Here is a 16,623-nt window from a genome sequence, read left to right as displayed (position 1 = left end):
ATGAAGGGCCATGAACGGCGACGACACAGTGGCGGTGTCCGTGATCTGTCCGACCTACAACAGGTCACGGAAGATCACGGAGACCATCGACTCCGTCCGCGCGCAGACCCTCCAGGAGTGGGAACTGCTCGTGGTCTCGGACGGGTGCGACGACGACACCGAGGACTGGGTGCGCCGCTCCGCGCGGCAGGATCCTCGCGTCCGGCTCCACCGCATCGAGCGGAGCGGCCACCCCAGCGGGCCGCGCAACGAGGGACTGGCCCTTGCCCGGGGCGAGTTCATCGCCTATCTGGACCATGACGACGTCTGGCGGCCCGATCACCTTCGTGTCCTGCTCGGCATGCTGCGGGCGGACGCGGACCTCGCGGTGACGGGCTGCACGTACCACGACGCCGACGGCGAGGAGGCCGCCGAGTTCTCGCCGCTGTCGGCCTTCTGGCACCCCCAACTTCAATTGCTCGGACCGATGTTCGAGCCGTCGAGGGTGGGCCATCGTCGCGGTGTCGTGGAGCGGGTCGGCGGCTGGCGCGGTGGTGCGGGCCTGGAGGACTGGGATCTGTGGCTGCGGGTCGCCGACGCGGGCCATACGTTTCGCACCGTCGTGGAACCGACCGCGGCCCTGCTGATGGACAGCGGCACCCGGAGGAACCGGATGCCGCGCCCCCACCGGCTGCCCCTGGTCGTCCTCGATGACGCGAGAACCGCCCACGCGCTGCTGTGCGAACTCCAGGCCGGCCGGCACGACGAGTTGTTCCGCGCCGCCGTCCTGGCGGACATGAGGGACTGGTACCGGCAGATGGACGACTCCGGCGCGCTGGTACGGCCCCTCGACTGGAGCGGGGACCTTGACGAGGAGATCGAACGCGTGGTCTCGGGAGAGGTGAAGCTCTTCGAGGAGCTCGTGTTGGTGCCCGAGCAGGGGCGGTACGCCATCGCGCGGAACCTGCTCTGTTCCCGCATCGAGCACGCCCGCCGCGCCGCCCGGCTGGTGCCCTCCGTCCAGCCGCGTGTGCTCCGGCTCGTCAGGAGCCTGGCCGAGGGCGGGCCCGGGCGGCCGCACCGGTCAGATGAGGCCCTTCTCCTTGGCCCGTAGCGCCGCCTGGAAGCGGGTGGCGGCGTGGAGGTGCTTCAGCAGCTCCGCGACCCGCCCCCGGTAGGTGCGTACGGATATGCCCAGTTCACGTGCTGCGACCTCGTCCTTGTCGGCGCGCGCCATGGCTTGGAGCACCTTCAGCTGCATCTCGTTCAGTGGGGCGGGGCCATTCCCCGGCGACAGCAGGGCCGCGGCGTCGAGCGCCTGGGACCAGCACCGGTCGAAGAACGACAGGAGGGTGTCGACCAGCGCTCCCTGCTCCACCAGCGTCGTGCTCGGTGAGCTGCCCCGCTCGGCCTGCACGAGGGCGGTCTCCCGGTCGACGATCAGTACCCGCTCGAACCCTCCGTCCAGGAGGCGTACCTGCGCGCCGTGCCGGATCATCTCCGTGAGGAGTGTGGAGGTGGCCTCGTCCTCCAGGGCCCGTTTGTGGATCAGGGCCTTGACGGTCACTCCACGTCGCAGGCAGGCCACCCCGGCCCGACGCGTGGCCAGGATCGTCTGTGGTGTCAGGGTCCAGTTCGGCTGCATCGTCAGCACTTCACGCCGGGCCTGGGCGGTGAACTCCTCGGCCCGGTCGCACACGCCCTTGTCGTTCCCCTGAAGCGCTCCGGGAGAACGCCAGGCAAGAGGCCGGCTGATCAGTGAGTAACCGAACGACAGTACTTCCTGCTGCTCCGCGTGCAGCCTTTTGAGTCGCTGTTCCAGAAGTCGTCCGACACTCTCGTCGGGGTCGAGGGCGGTCGGCTCGCCGTGTTTATCCAAGCGGATCATGCCCTGCTTGGCGAGTCTTCGCAGAGAGGCGCGGATGTCCTCGTCGTTACGGTCGAGGGCCACACACAGGCCGGATACGTCCGACTCTGTTCCTTGTAAAAGGGCCTTGTACACCAATTCGTCGAAACTCAGCATGCCCAAAGCGGTCAAGGTCATTTCCCCCATGGCCCTTATTCGAACATCAGTTCGTAGAACTGTCAAATATTCAAGCGAATGAGCGAATAGTCGCCCGGCGGGCGGACCCGGCCGGCGGGTCCGCCGGCGCCTCGGGAGGCGCCTTCCTACAGAGCGGACGAGGCGATGACCGCGGTGAGAGCGGCGACCGTGGTGCGGATCGCGTCTCCGAGTGCCGCGGCCGTGCCTTGCCCCTCGGCGATCGCGCTCAGACGGTACTCGGGTGCCTCCGCCCCGGAGTCCCGCAGCATGACGGCCTGGAGGCCCGCGTGGTGCAGCACGGTGATCAGCGCCGCCGTGCGCTCATCGGGTTCCTGGCCCTCCAGGACGGCTGTCAGCCGGCCTCGCAGCGCCTCGAGCTCCGACAGGCCCGTGACCGGGTACTTCACCGATCCGAAGGCGCCCAGGACCCGTCGTCCCTGCTCCCGCACCAGTCCCTTCTCCGACAGCCCCTTGTACGCCGTGTCAAGTGCCTGCTCGCGCACGGCCAGCAGCCACTCCCTGGGCGTCTCCTCGGGATGGCTGCGCAGGTGCGCCGCCATGGCCGCGGCCGCCGGATCCGCCGGCGTCGACGCGCCGGCGACGACCAGTGCGCCGTCACGCTCGGTCAGGTACCCGGCCGTGCCCAGCTCCAGTAAGGCGGCCGCCGAAACCGCCAGAGACACCCGCAGCGGCGCTTCGCGCAGGGTGCCGGTCTCTTCGTCCAGTGCGAGCAGCACAATCCGCTCGCCGATCGTCAGATCCTCAGTCATGGGATCCCCCTCTCGAGAGAGAGACGGGCAACAGGAAGCTGGGGTTCCATACACGCGTCGGCGAAGTCGGTGATCGGGCCGGGCCGGTGGCCAATTGTGCGGCAATTCTGCTTCCCGCCCGATCCACCGATAAGCCGTATTTGTAATTCGCCTTCCGGTCGGAGGGTGGTTCGTGAGCTGATGTCCCTTTCCGGGTGAGCCTGGGGCTTAAATGCCGGGCTCGGACGGAGTACGCCCCGAACTGGTGCACGGAGCAGTCGCACTCCGGGCTAACATCACCGCGTGTTGAGTAAAGACGGCCTCATGAATTCCCCGGTACCGGAAGGCCGATGGCTCATCGCCGGCGCCGGTGGGCGGCTCGGACGCGAAGTGCACACCCAGTTGACCGCTCAGGGCACGGAGTGCGTGCCACTCGGCCGGGACCGCCTGGACGTCACCGACGCCCGGGCCGTCGACGAGACCCTGCGGCACTGGCGCCCTGACATCGTGGTCAACTGCGCCGCGTGGACGGACGTGGACGCGGCGGAGTCCCACGAGGAGGAGGCGCGGCGAGTCAACGCCGACGGTGCGCGTCATCTCGCTCGGAGCTGCGCCGCCCAGGGTGCCCGGCTGCTGCACGTGTCCACCGACTACGTCTTCCCCGGCGCCCTGGCGGACTTCGGGACCCCGTACTCCGAGGACACGCCCACCGCGCCGGGCACGGCCTACGGCCGCACGAAGCGCGCCGGCGAGCGCGCGGTGCTCCGGGAACTGCCGGATGCCGCCACCGTGGTGCGAACCGCCTGGCTGTACGGCCGGGACCTGGACGGATTCGTCGGGGCCATGGCCCGCGCGGCCCGGTGCGACGGCACCGTGGACGTGGTGCGCGACCAGTACGGCCAGCCGTCGAACGCCGTGGACGTGGCTGCGCGGCTGATCGCTCTGGCCGACCTGCCCGCCCGCGCGGTAAGCGGCGTCTTCCACGCCACGAACGCAGGCAGCGCCAGCCGGTACGAACTGGCTCGGGAGGTGTTCCGGCTGCGGGGCGCCGACCCGGACCGGGTCCGGCCGACCGACGGTTCTCGGATGCAGCGTCCCGCTCGGCGACCGTACTGGAGCGTCCTGGGTCACCGCCGCTGGACCGAGGCCGGGCTGTCCGCTCCGCGGGATTGGCGCACCGCGCTGGCCGAAGCGTGCGGGCCGGGGCGGCAGGAGGAAGCCGCATGAGGCCGCTGAAGGTGCCCGGCGCCTGGGTGACCGATCCCCCGTCGTTCACCGACCACCGGGGTTCCTTCCACGAATGGTTCCGGGGCGAGGAGGTGCGCACCGCCGTAGGACGCCCCTTCCACCTGGCCCAGGCCAACTGCTCGGTGTCGCGGCGTGGTGTGGTGCGGGGCATCCACTTCGCCGACGTGCCACCCGGGCAGGCCAAGTACGTGACGTGTGTGCGCGGTGCGGTGCGTGACGTCGTGGTGGACCTGCGCACCGGATCGCCGAGCTTCGGCGTGTGGGACGCGGTCCAGCTGGACGCGGACAACCGGCGCGCGGTCTTCCTCTCCGAAGGACTGGGGCACGGCTTCCAGGCGCTGACGGACGACGCGACGCTGGTTTACCTCACCACGTCCGGCTACGACGCCTCCCGCGAACACGCCGTGGATCCCTTCGACCCGCGTCTGGGCATCGCCTGGGACAGTGACATCCCGCCGGTACTGTCCGCGAAGGACGCCGCGGCCCCCGGCCTCGCCGCCGCCGAGGCGGCCGGGCTGCTGCCCGCCTACGACACGTGCGTCACCGTCCGGACCGGCACGGTGCGCCCTCTCCAGACCGACCCCGAGGAGTCCTCGTGAAGGCGCTCGTCCTCTCCGGAGGCTCCGGAACCAGGATGCGTCCCCTGACCCACACGTCAGCCAAACAGCTGGTGCCCGTGGCCAACCAACCTGTCCTGTTCTACGCCTTGGAAGGGATCGCCGAGGCAGAGGTGACCGAGGTGTGCGTCATCGTCGGGGACACCGAGCAGGAGATACGCGCCGCGGTCGGGGACGGATCGCGATGGGGCCTGGACGTCACCTACATCCGTCAGGACCGGCCCCTGGGCCTGGCGCACGCCGTGGCCACAGCCCGTCCCTGGCTCGGCTCCGACGACTTCGTCATGTACCTCGGTGACAACTTCCTGCTCGGCGGGATCGCGGAGCAGGCACGGCAGTTCCGGGCCTCCCGGCCGGATGCGCAGATCATGCTCGCCCAGGTGGCCGATCCTCGCGCGTTCGGGGTGGCGACCCTGGACGAGGCCGGCCGGGTGACCGCGCTTGAGGAGAAGCCCGACTCTCCCAAGAGCGATCTCGCTCTGGTCGGCGTGTACTTCTTCTCCCCGGCGATACACGAGGCGGTGGCCGCCATCCGGCCGTCCGCGCGAGGCGAGCTGGAGATCACCGACGCCCTCCAACGGCTCATCGAGGACGGCGCCGATGTCCGGTCCTCCATCGTGTCCGGCTACTGGAAGGACACCGGGAACGCCATGGACATGCTGGAGGTGAACCGGTTGGTACTGGACCGGATCGCGTCCCGCTGCGACGGTGCGGTCGACGCGCACAGCGAGATCGTCGGCCGGGTCGTCATCGCCGAGGGCGCCACGGTCCGCGGCTCGCGCGTGGTGGGACCGGCAGTGATCGGACCCGGGACCACTGTCACCGGTTCGTACGTCGGGCCCTTCACCTCCATCGCGGAGAACTGCTCGATCTCCGGCAGTGAGATCGAGTACTCCATTGTGCTGCCCGGTGCGATCATCGATGGAGTACGCCGCATCGAGGCGTCGGTGATCGGCCGCAACGTGGAGATCGTGCCCACCACCCGCGCCCCGCACGCCCACCGGCTGCTGCTCGGTGACCACAGCAAGGTGCAGATCCCGTCATGAGGAGAATCCTGGTCACCGGCGGTGCCGGTTTCATCGGTTCGCACTTGGTCCGCACGGTGCTCGCACCGGACCGGCCGCTCGGTGCCGTGCACGTGACCGTACTGGACAGCCTGACCTACGCCGGAAACCTGGACAATCTGGACACCGTGCGGCATCATCCGGGATTCCGTTTCGTGCACGGAGACATCACCGACGCGGTGGTGGTCGACCGGCTGATGGCCGAGCACGACGCCGTGGTCCACTTGGCGGCCGAGTCCCACGTGGACCGCTCCATCACCGCCGCCGCCCCTTTCGTCCACACCAATGTGCTGGGCACACAGACCCTGCTGGACGCCGCGCTGCGGCACGGCACGCAGCCCTTCGTACACGTTTCGACGGACGAGGTGTACGGTTCCGTGCCGTTCGGCAGCGCGACCGAGCGGGACCCCCTGCTGCCCAGTTCGGCCTACTCCGCGTCCAAGGCATCCAGTGACCTGCTGGCTCTCGCCTGCCACCGCACCCACGGCCTCGACGTGCGCGTCACCCGCTGCTCCAACAACTACGGCCCCTACCAGTTCCCGGAGAAGCTGATCCCGCGCTTCGTCACTCGACTGCTGCGCGGCGAGAACGTGCCGCTGTACGGCGACGGTGAGAACGTCCGGGACTGGCTCCATGTCGACGATCACTGCCGCGGTCTCATCGCGGTCCTCACCCGGGGCCGGCCGGGCGAGACGTACAACATCGGGGGCGGTACGGAACTGACCAACAAGGAACTGACCGGCGCCCTGCTCGAGGCCTGCGGCGCCGGATGGGACCGGGTGGACTGGGTCGCCGACCGTAAAGGCCACGACCTCCGCTACTCCGTGGACTGGTCGAAGATCCGCCGGGAACTCGGCTACGAACCGCAGCGCGACTTCCTGTCCGGGCTCGCCGAGACCGTCGCCTGGTACCGCGAGCGCTACGCGCCCTGAGCGGGAACGAGGTGATGCCGCACGCCCGCCGTGTCGACCAGCGGGGTCACGGTGGGCGCGACGAGCCCGGTCGACCTCGTCCTGGCCGAGCCCGTGACGGTGCGGACGCTGGTGGCGGCTTCCACCGGGTGACGCCGCCGCAGTGGCCTTGGGTGCCCGGCGCAGCCGCTTTGCCTGATCGGTGACTCGTCACTGCGAGCCGTAGTACAGCCGGAGGAACTCCTCCATCGCCGAGTCGACGCCGGCGCGGTCACCGGTGGCGAGCAGGTCGAGCAGCAGGCCGCGGACGGTGGCGAGTCCCAGCCTGGCCCGGTTCCGGGCCGCGGCAGGCTCCGCCCCGGCGGCGACCTCAGCGGCCACGAGCGGCTCAAGCCAGTCCGTCACCAGCCCTTCGAGGACCGGGACGGCCTCCGGGCGGCCGCGCAGTGCGTGCCCGCAGATCTCGAAGAAGAGCCGCTCCTGACCGGCCAGCCGAGGGTCCGTCAGCTGGTGCCACAGCAGCCGCGCGACATCGGCGGGCGAGAGACCGGGCTCCAGGCGGATCCGGGACAGCACATCGCGCTGACGCCGCTCCGACGTCCGGACGATCTCGACGAGCAACTGTTCCTTGGAGCCGAAGTAGTGGATCAGCATGCGGTGACTGACGCCGATCGCGGCGCCCAGGCCGCGCAGGCTCAGGTCCGCGATGCCGTGTGCCGCGACGTGGTCGACAGCCGCGTCCACCAGTTGGGCGCGCCGGTCCCCGTGCGCACCTTGCTCGGCCTCGCCCTCGGGACGGGAGTCATCCATGGTCACCACGTCATGACTGTACCAATTGGTACATGCTGCATGTACCGTGTGGTACATGAAGTCTGTCACCGTGTCGACCGATGTACCTCAGACGCCCGAACAGGTCTACGGCTTCCTCGATGTCATGGCTCATCACGAGCGGTTCACCGACCACTACCTGACCAACTGGCGCTACAGCGGCCCCGCCCGGGGCATCGGGTCGTGCGCCACGGTCACCGCCGCGCTGGGCGGCACGAAGACCGATGTCACCATCGAGGTCATCGAGGCCGAGGCGCCGCGGCGCATCGTGGAACACAACGTCAGCGCGGCCGGGCGGCGACTGGCCCACGGCACCTACGCCCTCGAACCGCTGCCCACCGGTGGGACCCGCATCTCGTTCACCTACACGTGGGTACGGGCCCCTCTCGCCGACCGGCTGCTGGCCCCTGTCGTGCGGGCCACGATGCGGCACGCCAACCGCACGGTCATGCGGCGCCTGGCCACCGAGTTGGCTCGCCACGTGTCCGCCGCCGGCTCCTGACGGCGGTACATGCCGCCCGTCCGGACCGTGGCTCAGGCAGCCGCCGGCTTCCGGATGCGTGGATCGAAACCGATCAGTTTCCGCTCCGGTAAACCGATCGGTCTCCATGTGCAAGTTCAAGCAGGAGATGAGGACATGGGCGCGATCAGTGCGCAGGAGAGGCGGGAGAGCGTCATTCGCGCGGCGATCGCCGAGTTCGCGATCACCGGCTACCGCGGCACCACCACCGCGGCGATCGCGGAGCGGGTCGGCGTCACGCGGCCGTATCTCTTCCCGCTCTTCCCGGACAAGGAGGCGATCTTCGTCGCCGCTCTGGCGCGGAGTATGGAAGACACCCGCCCGGCTTTCGAGAGGGCGGTGGACGGGGTGGAGGGCGGCGAGCGGGCCCGGCAGGTGATGGCGGACGCCTACGCGCGGCTGATCTCGACGCGCCCCGAAACGCTCCTGATGCGGATGCAGGGATACGTCACTGTGGCGGCCGCCGAGGCGCAGGGTGATGACCTGATCGGTGAGGTCGTCCGGGTCGGCTGGGTGAGGATCTGGGAAACCGTGCACCTGTCGCTGGGTGCTGATGCCGACAGGACCGCAAGCTTCTTCGCCCGCGGCATGCTGGGCAACACGCTTGCGGCCAGCGGGCTTCCCGCGGCTGCTGGGCGGTGAGGGGGAGGGTCCTGGAACTTGGTGCGTCAGCGCACCTCTGCCGCGTCGAGCAGGGCGGTCACGGTGGGTGCGACGAGCCCGGTCAGGTTGTCGGCCTGGATTCCCGCGCGGGCGCTGGCGCCGTCGAAGACCAGGCTGAGCTGCCGGGCCAGCAGATCGGGATCGCTCGCCCCGCCCTGTTCGGCCTCGGCGCGGAAGAAGGCCGTCAGGTTCGCCTTGATCTGATGGGCGACCCGGCTCGCGGGGTGGCTCTGGTCCTTGAGTTCGATCTGCACGGCCAGGTACCGGCAGCCTCGGAACTCGGGCGCCCCTGCCTGGGATTCCACCTGCGCGAAGACGTGCTGGATCCGCTCGCGGGGCGAGCGGCCGTCGTCCGCCGCGGGCAGGAGGGTCGCCACGTAGGCGGAGGCGCGCTCCTTCAGGCTTGCTGCCAGGAGTTCGTCCTTGCTCTCGAACAGCTGGTACATGGAGCGCTTCGACACCCCCGCCGCCTTGCACAAGGCCTCGACGCCGATGTTGACGCCGTCTCGGTAGGTGAGGGTGGCCGCCGCCTCCAGCAGTCGCTCCCTGGGGCTCGGTTTCACTTCGGTGGTCATACCGCGAGGTTAACCCGAAGCGGACTAAATAGAAACCGATCGGTTTCTAGGGGCTCCGGGCGGAGGCGCCGAGTAATGGCCCGTCATGGGTGACCTGCCGCTACGCCGGGACGGCGGTGCGGTCGTACCACCCCAGCACGCCGAAGCCGAACAGCGCTGCCGTCACGAGGCCGGCGGCCGTCATCACCCAGCCCGCCGCTCATGACGTGCCCGTCTCTCGGCCGGTGGACGCGGAACGTGGTGCCGGGGGCTGCCAGCCGCCGGTGACTTCCTTGACGGGCTTGTGGGGGAAGCGGCGCCGGGCGTACTCCTGCGCGTGCGAGCCCGGCAGGACGTAGAGGGTTTCCTTCTTGTCCTGGAGCGGGCGCAGCACGGTGTCCATGAACGTCTTGCGGTCGTCCAGGTAGGGGCCCAGGACGTCCTCGCCGGCGGGGCAGACGGCGAGACAGTAGCCGGACTTGTAGCCGGGGGGTGAGCTCAGGCTCTGCCACATGGAGGCGCTCTCGGAGTCGGTGACCCGGGAGCGGTAGTCGGCGGCGTCCTCGCTGTCGGCCAGGGTCTGTGCCCAGTCGGTGAACCCGCTCATGAACTCGCGGTAGTTGTGCGTGGTGCAGGCCAGCGCGTCGAAGGAGCCGTCCTTGGCGATGGCGCCGACCGGGCAGGCGGCGACGCACAACTTGCAGTCGATGCACGGGTTGTAGTCCAGCGCCTGCCCGTACGCGCTGACCTCCGCGTCCACCAGGACGGTGACCAGCAGGACGAAGCTGCCGAACTTCGGGTGGATGACGTTGCGGTGCAGGCCCATCACGCCGAGCCCGGCGGCCACCGCGACCGTCTTGTGCGCCACCACCCAGATCCGCTCCCTGGGGAAGCGGTCCATCTCCTGGGGGAAGCCGACGGAGGGATTGAGCGCGCGGTAGCCGGCGTCCTGGAGGGCCTGGGTGACGCCGCGGGCGGCGTGGTTGGCCTGTTCGTCGGTCTGGTGGAACTCCTGGTTGGCCACGCTGCGGGCCGGGGAGCGGCAGTTGTCGCGGTTCATCCGGACCGCCATGGCGATCAGGGTGCGGGTGCCGGGCAGCGCGGACCGCGCGTGCTCGCGCTCACCGGCCAGGTCGGGGTGGTCCAGGCTGACCGCGGCCGCGTCGTCCGCACCGGCCGCGAGGCAGAGTTCGCGCAGCCATGCCGCGTCGATCACCTTCGGCGGGCTCACCGCGTCGCCGGCTCTGCGCCGGGCGAGGACGGCCTGCACCGACGGGTGGGTGGCCAGCTTCGTCGGAAGCCTGGGGGCCGGGGCCGGGGCTGCTGGTTGCCCCTCGGCGTCGCGCGCGGCAGTCATCCGTGCTCCTGGGGATGCGGGTTCGAGGCTCGCCACCACAGCGAGAAACCGATCAGTTTCACCACCATAAAACGATCGGTTTCCTTGTGCAAGTCCAAGAGACGAGTCGCCGGAGCTCGGTTGCGACTCGCCGAGCAGTCGGTCGCCGCGACTGCTCGTGACGCGATGCGTCAGCGCATGCCCGCCGCATCGAGCAGGACGGTCACGGTGGGAGCGATGAGCCCGGTCGGCGTGTCGGCTTTGATTCCCGCGCGGGCGCTGGCGCCGTCGAAGACCAGGATCAGCTGCCGGGCCAGCAGGTCCGGGTCGCTCGCCCCGCCCTGTTCGGCCTCGGCGCGGAAGAAGGCTGTCAGGTTCTCCTTGACCCGGTGGGCCACCCGGCTCGCGGGGTGGCTCTGGTCTTTGAGCTCGATCTGCACGACGAGGTACCGGCAGCCGTGGAAGTCGGGCGTGCCCGCCTGTGATTCCGCCTGTTCGAAGACGTGCAGGATCCGCTCGCGGGGTGGACGGTTGTCGTCCGCCGCGGGAAGCAGCGTCGTCACATAGGCCGAGGCGCGCTCCTCCAGGCTCGCGGCCAGCAGTTCGCCTTTGCTCTCGAACAGCTGGTACATGGAGCGCTTCGACACTCCCGCCGCCTTGCACAGCGCGTCGACGCCGATGCTGACGCCGTCTCGGTAGGTGAGTGTGGCCGCTGCCTCCAGCAGTCGCTCTCGGGAACTTGGCTTTGCTTCGGTGGTCATATTGCGAGGGTAACTCGATTCCGGCCCGTTGAAACCGATCGGTTTATGATGCCTGTCCAGGTGATCTCGCCGGGCGACGCCGTGGTGGGGGTGGCGACCGGACGTGGGCGGCGCATCGCGTTCTCCACGATCGGTGCGCTCACCCTCCTTGCCGCGTCTGGCGCGCCCGGCATCGCTCGGTGGATTCGGGCTCAGTGGGCGATCACGGGCTCGCCCTCCGACGGCGCCAGAGGCGCACTCGGTATCAGGAGCGCTGAAAGGACGGCGCCGACCACGAAGAACCCGGCGCCCCACGCCAGGGTGGCCGTATAGCTCTCGACCCCGGCCTGGGCCATGGTCAGTGCGCCCGGCTTGTGCGAGGAGAGGTAGTCGGTCGCGGCCGAGGAGGCAACGGTGGTCAGTAGCGCCGTGCTGATCGAGCCACCCACCTGCTGGCCGGTGTTGATCAGCGCCGAGGCGACGCCCGAATCCTCGTGATGGATGCCCGCGGTCGCGCCCTGGAACGCCGTGGTCATCACTCCGCCGAGGCCGAGCCCCAGCAGGATCAGACCCGGCATGATGTGGGCGGCGTAGGTGCTGTCCAGCTTGAGCTGGGTCAGCAGGGCCATACCGGATGCGGCGACCAGGAAGCCGGCGCTGATCACGATCTTCGGGCCGACCTTGGGCAGCAGCAGCGAGGGCGCCGTGGTCGACGCGGCGACGATGCCCGCGACCATCGGCAGGAACGCCAGACCGGTCTTGATCGGCGAGTAGCCGATGCTGGCCTCCAGGTAGTAGGTGAGGAACAGGAAGATCGAGAACATCCCCATGCCTATGACGAACACCGCCAGGAACGAACCACCGCGGGTCCGGTCCAGCACGAGTCGCAGCGGCAGCAGCGGATGGGCGACCCTGGACTCCACCCATACGAACACCGCGATCAGCACCACGCCGACGATCATGGAGCCGAGGGCGACCGGGTCGGTCCAACTGGTGGACTCGACGTGTGCGAACCCGTAGACGATGGCGAACAGCGCCGCGCTCACCACGGCGGTGCCGGGAATGTCGAGTTCGGGTCGCTCGGTGACCGCAGGCCTGGCCAGCAGCAGCACCCCACCGGCCAACGCTACGGCCGCGAACACGACGTTCACGTACATCACCCAGCGCCACGACGCCCATTCGGTGAGCATGCCCCCGAGCAGCAGCCCGACCGCGCCGCCCGCACCGGCCAGCGCGCTGAAGATGCCGAACGCCTTCGGCCTCTCGGTCGGGTCGGTGAAGGTCACGCTGAGCAGCGAGAGAGCCGCAGGCGCGAGCAACGCGGCGAAGAGCCCTTGGGTCACACGTGCCGTGACGAGGATCTCGAAGCTGGTGGCCGCGCCGCCGAGGACGGACGCGCCCGCGAAACCGACCAAGCCGGTCAGGAACGTGGTGCGTCGGCCGAACAGGTCACCGAGCCGGCCGCCGAGCAGCAGCAGGCTGCCGAACGCCAGGGCGTAACCGGTGATGACCCACTGCCGGCTGCCGTCACTGAAACCGAGGTCATGTTGTGCCGCGGGCAGCGCGATGTTCACGACGGTCGCATCGAGCGTGACCATCAGCTGCGCCGTGCCCAGCACGACAAGCACCCACCAGCGCACGGCGTGTGAGCCGCGGCGGCCCGAGTCTGTTTTCCCGGAGGCGGGCGCCCCGCGGTCGAAGGTGGTACTCACTTTTCCCCTTGGTCGCTGGTCATGGGCTGGCCATCGGTTGGGAAACCGATCTGTTTCCAGCAAGAAAAACAGATCGGTTTCCTCGGTGCAAGTGAGCGGGTCGCCCCCGGCCCGGGAGGGTCGCCCGGACTGTGGGGCGTTGCCGGCCTCCCGGATGTGGGAGTGGGGCGACAGCGCGGAAGCCGTGGCGACCGGGCCGCGGTCCATCGGTCGCCTGGTCGTGAGCGCGGCGCCGCTGGGCGCAATCCTGCGAGCGGGATGCCGGTGCCCCGTCGGCACCCCGCCGGGGGACTCACTCCGTCGGCGGCTCCCCCCGCCCGCACGTACGGCGGTCGTGGCGCCGATGGTTCGCGTCCTCCTGGGTCAGCCGCCGTAGCAGCCTGACGACCGGCTCAGCGTTCTCAAGGCTCCCGAGGACACGAGCGCCGGTCGATTCGCCGCCGAGTCCTGGAACATGAAGGGAAGCCGCCTCGAACTGCGCGACCTCGTCTTCGGTGGCGTCGTGACCGTGGACACGGTCGCCGGGTCCAAGCGGGTGCTCAAGTTCACCGCGGCGGCCGTCACGATCCGCGACCTGAAGATGGCCGTACCCGTCGGCCCGCAGATCCAGCACATCGAGGAGCGCCCGGCTCGACATCCGCGCTGCGAGGCGACCGCGTCACCATGTACGTCGAGAGTCTGACGGGCACCCTCTCCGGCGTCGAAGGCATCCCTCTGCCCCCGGTCCTCCGCCTCCACCTCACGCCCGGCACCGTCCCGGAGTGGCTCTATGGCACGGTCGGGAAACTTGACCTCAAGCTCCAGCCAGGCCTGAACGACGCCGACATCGACCAGGCCGGACAGGCAGGTGGAGAGCTCGTCATCCCAGGGATCCACGGGTACGGGACGCCCCGCTGAAGCGGGGGCCCTGTCGGGCTTGCGCTTGGAAACCGATCGGTTTACCTTAGTGGAAACCGATCGTTTTCTCATTCTCTGGAGACAGTCATGACCGCTTTGAAGGGCGCCAACGTCTTCGTCACCGGCGGCAGCCGCGGCATAGGCAAGGCGCTGGTGGAGGAGCTGTACGCGCGCGGTGCCGGCAAGGTCTACGCGACGGCCCGAGACCCGCGCGGCGTGACCCACCCGGACGCCGTCCCGGTGGCGCTGGAGGTCACCGACCCGGCCTCCGTGGCGGCGGCCGCCACGGAGGCGGGGGACGTCACCGTGCTGATCAACAACGCCGGTGCCTCGGTCGGCGCGTCCTTCCTCGACTCCCCGGTCGACGACGTACGCCGGGAGTTCGAGACCAACTTCTACGGCCCCCTCCTGGTCACCCGGGCCTTCGTGCCGGTCATCGAGCGCAACGGCGGCGGCCACCTTCTCAATGTGCACTCCGTCCTCTCCTGGCTGGCCCTCGGTGGCTCCTACAGCGCCTCCAAGGCCGCCCTGTGGTCGCAGACCAACTCCCTGCGCCTGGAGCTCCAGCCCCGCGGCATCGCCGTCACCGGACTGCACGTCGGCTACGTAGACACGGACCTGACGGCGGGCGTCGACGCGCCCAAGTCCGACCCGCGTGACGTCGCCGCACTCGCCCTCGACGGCGTCGAGACGGGCGCGTACGAAGTGCTCGCCGACGACATCTCGCGGCAGGTCAAGGCGGGCCTGGCCGGCGATCTGGCAGGACTGTACGCCCAGTTGGCGAAGTAACCCCTTCACATCCAAAGGAGTCGGCGAGATGCCTGTCCACGAGTCGCGTCCCACGATCCACATTCCGGGGACCACCAGCCACACCATCGCCCCGCACGCCGGATCCGACGGCCGCGAGGGGACCCTGCGCTACCTGAAGGCGGGCACCGGCGCTCCCCTGGTCCTGCTGCACACCGTGCGCACCCAGGCCGAGCACTTCCGCCTCCTCATCCCGCTGATCGCGGAGCACTACACCGTGTACGCCCTCGACCTGCCGGGGATGGGGTACTCCGAGATCGTGCCGGGGGCGTCGTACGACGAGCCGGCCATGCGCGCGGGCGTCAAGCGGCTCCTCACCGAACTCGACCTCCACGACGTGACACTGGTCGGAGAGTCCATGGGGGCGGTGCTCGCCCTGACCACCGCGGCCGATCTCCCGGAGCGGGTACGACGCGTCGTCGCGGTGAACACCTACGACTTCCGCGGCGGAATCGCCCGGTCGAGCCTCCTCGCCCGCCTGGTGGTCAGCGGTGTCCTCGCCCCGGGAGTGGGCCCGGTGATCGCCGGGGTGGAGCCCAGGCCCGCCCTCCGCAAGATCCTTCAGGGCGGCCTCGGCGACAAGGGCGCGCTGCGGGAGGACTACGTGGCCGAGCTCCTTCAGGTGGGCGCCCGTCCCGGCTACCCGACCGTCGCCCGGGCCGTGTACCAGGCCCTGCCCAGCCTCATCGCGGCCCGCTCGCGCTACCCCGAGGTCAAGGCCCCCGTCCACCTCGTCTACGGCGAGAAGGACTGGTCCCGCCCCTCGGACCGGGAGGCCAACAAGCGGCTGATTCCGGCCGCCGAGTTCACCCAGGTTCCGAAGAGCGGCCACTTCATCGCCCTGGAACGCCCCGACGTGCTGGCCGAGTTGCTGACCGCGGTGGCGTGACCCCAGGGTGGGAGCCGTTCACGTGCGAGGAGAGCGACGGCTACGACACCGTCGCCGAGCACGTCGTGGACCTGTGGTCGACCAGCATCGTCTTCCGCCCGACAGCAGGTCTTCCCCGACCCCGTCCGGCCGTCCCGGATCGGGGCTTCGAAAGGACATCATGAAAATCTCCGTTATCGGCGCCGGAGCGATCGGCGGCAACCTCGCGCGCAAGCTCGGCGAAGGCCGGTCACGACGTCCAGGTGGCCGGCGCCCGCGGGCCCGAGGCCGTCGCGCCCGACGTGCTGGGGACCGGCGCCCGTGCCGTGGCCCTTGAGGACGCCGTCAAGGACAGGGACGCCGTCATCCTGGCCATCCCCTTCGGGGGGCGGGACAGCTGGCCGGACTGTTCGCCTACGTCCCCGCCGAGACGGTGGTCATCGACACCTCCAACTGCTACCCGCACCTCAGCGGACGGATCGAGGCAGTGGAGGACGGGGTGGTGGAGAGCGTATACACCCCCGAGCTCCTCGGACGCCCCGTGGTCAAGGCGTGGAACGCCGCCCTGGCCGAGACCCAGCGAACGAAGGGTGTCCCTGCGGGCCCTCCGGGCCGCATCGCCATCCCGGTCGCCGGCGATTCCGGGGAAGCGAAGCGTGTGGCCATGCGCCTGGTGGACGACACCGGGTTCGACCCCTACGACGCAGGAGCACTGGCCGACTCCTGGCGTTGGCAGCCGATGGGCCCCGCCTACTGCACCGAGCTGACCCTGGAGGAGCTGCCGGCGGCCCTGGCCGCGGCCGATCGCGTCAAGGACGCGGCCGTCCGGGACAGCATGGCAGAGCGCTTCGCCGCCCTCGGCGCCGATCCCACTCTGGAGGACGCCGTCGAGATGAACCGCGCCGCCCACCGGTGAAGACGCCTGCCGTGGACCGCCGTTACGCGCCGACCGGCGATGCGGCGGCACCGGACCGAACACTCTCGAAGGGACCCGCTTTGCCGAGCGTCACCTCGTTCTTCACCGATCTCGCGCGGACCCGGCACTCCCCCCGGCAGCTCCTGTCCGCTCCACTGCCCGCCACGGAC

The 16,623-nt window shown here is 69.8% G+C and carries 19 protein-coding genes; 12 read left to right on the top strand and 7 right to left on the bottom strand.

The window, feature by feature from the left end; all coding sequences use genetic code 11:
* Positions 1 to 10: 10 nt before the first annotated feature.
* Entirely contained in the window at positions 11 to 1,093 is a 1,083-nt protein-coding gene (locus IG99_RS27840; protein WP_037678338.1) for a glycosyltransferase family 2 protein, read from the top strand.
* Here IG99_RS27840 and IG99_RS27835 read toward each other — a convergent pair.
* Both IG99_RS27835 and IG99_RS27830 read right to left on the bottom strand, forming a co-directional pair.
* Positions 1,064 to 2,032, bottom strand: a complete 969-nt coding sequence (locus IG99_RS27835; protein ID WP_158973254.1) for a hypothetical protein — start codon at positions 2,030 to 2,032, stop codon at positions 1,064 to 1,066. The genes IG99_RS27840 and IG99_RS27835 overlap by 30 nt on opposite strands.
* A gap of 116 nt (positions 2,033 to 2,148) precedes the next feature.
* Positions 2,149 to 2,793, bottom strand: coding sequence for a GOLPH3/VPS74 family protein (locus tag IG99_RS27830; RefSeq protein ID WP_037678333.1), 645 nt, complete (start codon positions 2,791 to 2,793; stop codon positions 2,149 to 2,151).
* Positions 2,794 to 3,096: 303 nt separating this feature from the next.
* Between IG99_RS27830 and rfbD the strand changes: the two genes are divergently transcribed.
* The 4 genes from rfbD to rfbB are packed head-to-tail and all read left to right on the top strand — an operon-like array spanning position 3,097 to position 6,633.
* A complete protein-coding gene (rfbD, locus tag IG99_RS27825) occupies positions 3,097 to 3,999 on the top strand; it encodes a dTDP-4-dehydrorhamnose reductase (RefSeq protein WP_037678331.1) in 903 nt (300 codons plus the stop codon).
* A complete protein-coding gene (locus IG99_RS27820; RefSeq protein WP_037678329.1) occupies positions 3,996 to 4,619 on the top strand; it encodes a dTDP-4-dehydrorhamnose 3,5-epimerase family protein in 624 nt (207 codons plus the stop codon). Before rfbD ends, IG99_RS27820 begins: the two co-directional genes overlap by 4 nt.
* Entirely contained in the window at positions 4,616 to 5,683 is a 1,068-nt protein-coding gene (locus IG99_RS27815; RefSeq protein ID WP_037678326.1) for a glucose-1-phosphate thymidylyltransferase, read from the top strand. Before IG99_RS27820 ends, IG99_RS27815 begins: the two co-directional genes overlap by 4 nt.
* Entirely contained in the window at positions 5,680 to 6,633 is a 954-nt protein-coding gene (gene rfbB / locus IG99_RS27810) for a dTDP-glucose 4,6-dehydratase (protein WP_037678324.1), read from the top strand. Before IG99_RS27815 ends, rfbB begins: the two co-directional genes overlap by 4 nt.
* 189 nt (positions 6,634 to 6,822) lie before the next feature.
* Here rfbB and IG99_RS27805 read toward each other — a convergent pair whose 3' ends face one another.
* A complete protein-coding gene (locus IG99_RS27805) occupies positions 6,823 to 7,422 on the bottom strand; it encodes a TetR/AcrR family transcriptional regulator (protein ID WP_051865952.1) in 600 nt (199 codons plus the stop codon).
* Positions 7,423 to 7,477: 55 nt separating this feature from the next.
* On the opposite strand from IG99_RS27805, the gene IG99_RS27800 reads away from it, so the two are divergent.
* Together IG99_RS27800 and IG99_RS27795 are read left to right on the top strand one after the other, a co-directional pair.
* Entirely contained in the window at positions 7,478 to 7,942 is a 465-nt protein-coding gene (locus tag IG99_RS27800) for an SRPBCC family protein (protein WP_037678374.1), read from the top strand.
* A 135-nt stretch (positions 7,943 to 8,077) separates the two neighbouring features.
* Positions 8,078 to 8,602, top strand: coding sequence for a TetR/AcrR family transcriptional regulator (locus tag IG99_RS27795; protein WP_037678320.1), 525 nt, complete (start codon positions 8,078 to 8,080; stop codon positions 8,600 to 8,602).
* A 26-nt stretch (positions 8,603 to 8,628) separates the two neighbouring features.
* Here the strand turns inward: IG99_RS27795 and IG99_RS27790 are convergent, their stop codons facing one another.
* The 4 genes from IG99_RS27790 to IG99_RS27775 all read right to left on the bottom strand — a co-directional run bounded on the left by IG99_RS27790 (position 8,629) and on the right by IG99_RS27775 (position 12,965).
* A complete protein-coding gene (locus tag IG99_RS27790; protein WP_037678318.1) occupies positions 8,629 to 9,198 on the bottom strand; it encodes a TetR/AcrR family transcriptional regulator in 570 nt (189 codons plus the stop codon).
* 199 nt (positions 9,199 to 9,397) lie between these two features.
* The gene (locus IG99_RS27785) at positions 9,398 to 10,534 is read right to left on the bottom strand and encodes a 4Fe-4S binding protein (protein WP_051865950.1); all 1,137 of its coding nucleotides are present in this window, start codon (positions 10,532 to 10,534) and stop codon (positions 9,398 to 9,400) included.
* 170 nt (positions 10,535 to 10,704) lie between these two features.
* A complete protein-coding gene (locus IG99_RS27780; RefSeq protein WP_037678316.1) occupies positions 10,705 to 11,274 on the bottom strand; it encodes a TetR/AcrR family transcriptional regulator in 570 nt (189 codons plus the stop codon).
* A gap of 191 nt (positions 11,275 to 11,465) precedes the next feature.
* Positions 11,466 to 12,965 carry an MFS transporter gene (locus IG99_RS27775; protein ID WP_037678314.1) on the bottom strand — a complete coding sequence of 500 codons (1,500 nt, stop codon included), beginning with the start codon at positions 12,963 to 12,965 and terminating at the stop codon, positions 11,466 to 11,468.
* 454 nt (positions 12,966 to 13,419) lie between these two features.
* Between IG99_RS27775 and IG99_RS27770 the strand changes: the two genes are divergently transcribed.
* From IG99_RS27770 to IG99_RS27750, 5 genes are all read left to right on the top strand, one after another.
* A complete protein-coding gene (locus IG99_RS27770; protein ID WP_037678313.1) occupies positions 13,420 to 13,647 on the top strand; it encodes a hypothetical protein in 228 nt (75 codons plus the stop codon).
* Complete coding sequence (locus IG99_RS27765) at positions 13,629 to 13,862, top strand: hypothetical protein (protein WP_037678307.1); 234 nt, start codon at positions 13,629 to 13,631, stop codon at positions 13,860 to 13,862. The genes IG99_RS27770 and IG99_RS27765 overlap by 19 nt, the downstream gene beginning before the upstream one ends.
* Before the next feature lie 87 nt (positions 13,863 to 13,949).
* Positions 13,950 to 14,651, top strand: coding sequence for an SDR family oxidoreductase (locus IG99_RS27760; RefSeq protein WP_037678304.1), 702 nt, complete (start codon positions 13,950 to 13,952; stop codon positions 14,649 to 14,651).
* A gap of 28 nt (positions 14,652 to 14,679) precedes the next feature.
* Complete coding sequence (locus IG99_RS27755; RefSeq protein ID WP_037678301.1) at positions 14,680 to 15,558, top strand: alpha/beta fold hydrolase; 879 nt, start codon at positions 14,680 to 14,682, stop codon at positions 15,556 to 15,558.
* Positions 15,559 to 15,970: 412 nt separating this feature from the next.
* Positions 15,971 to 16,453, top strand: a complete 483-nt coding sequence (locus IG99_RS27750; RefSeq protein WP_234311977.1) for an NADPH-dependent F420 reductase — start codon at positions 15,971 to 15,973, stop codon at positions 16,451 to 16,453.
* Positions 16,454 to 16,623: the final 170 nt, after the last annotated feature.

Source organism: Streptomyces griseus subsp. griseus (assembly GCF_000720255.1).
GTDB classification, from domain to species: Bacteria; Actinomycetota; Actinomycetes; order Streptomycetales; family Streptomycetaceae; genus Streptomyces; species Streptomyces griseus_I.
The sequence above is the reverse complement of the archived record's forward strand: the minus strand, read 5'-3'. Positions and strand labels throughout refer to the sequence as shown.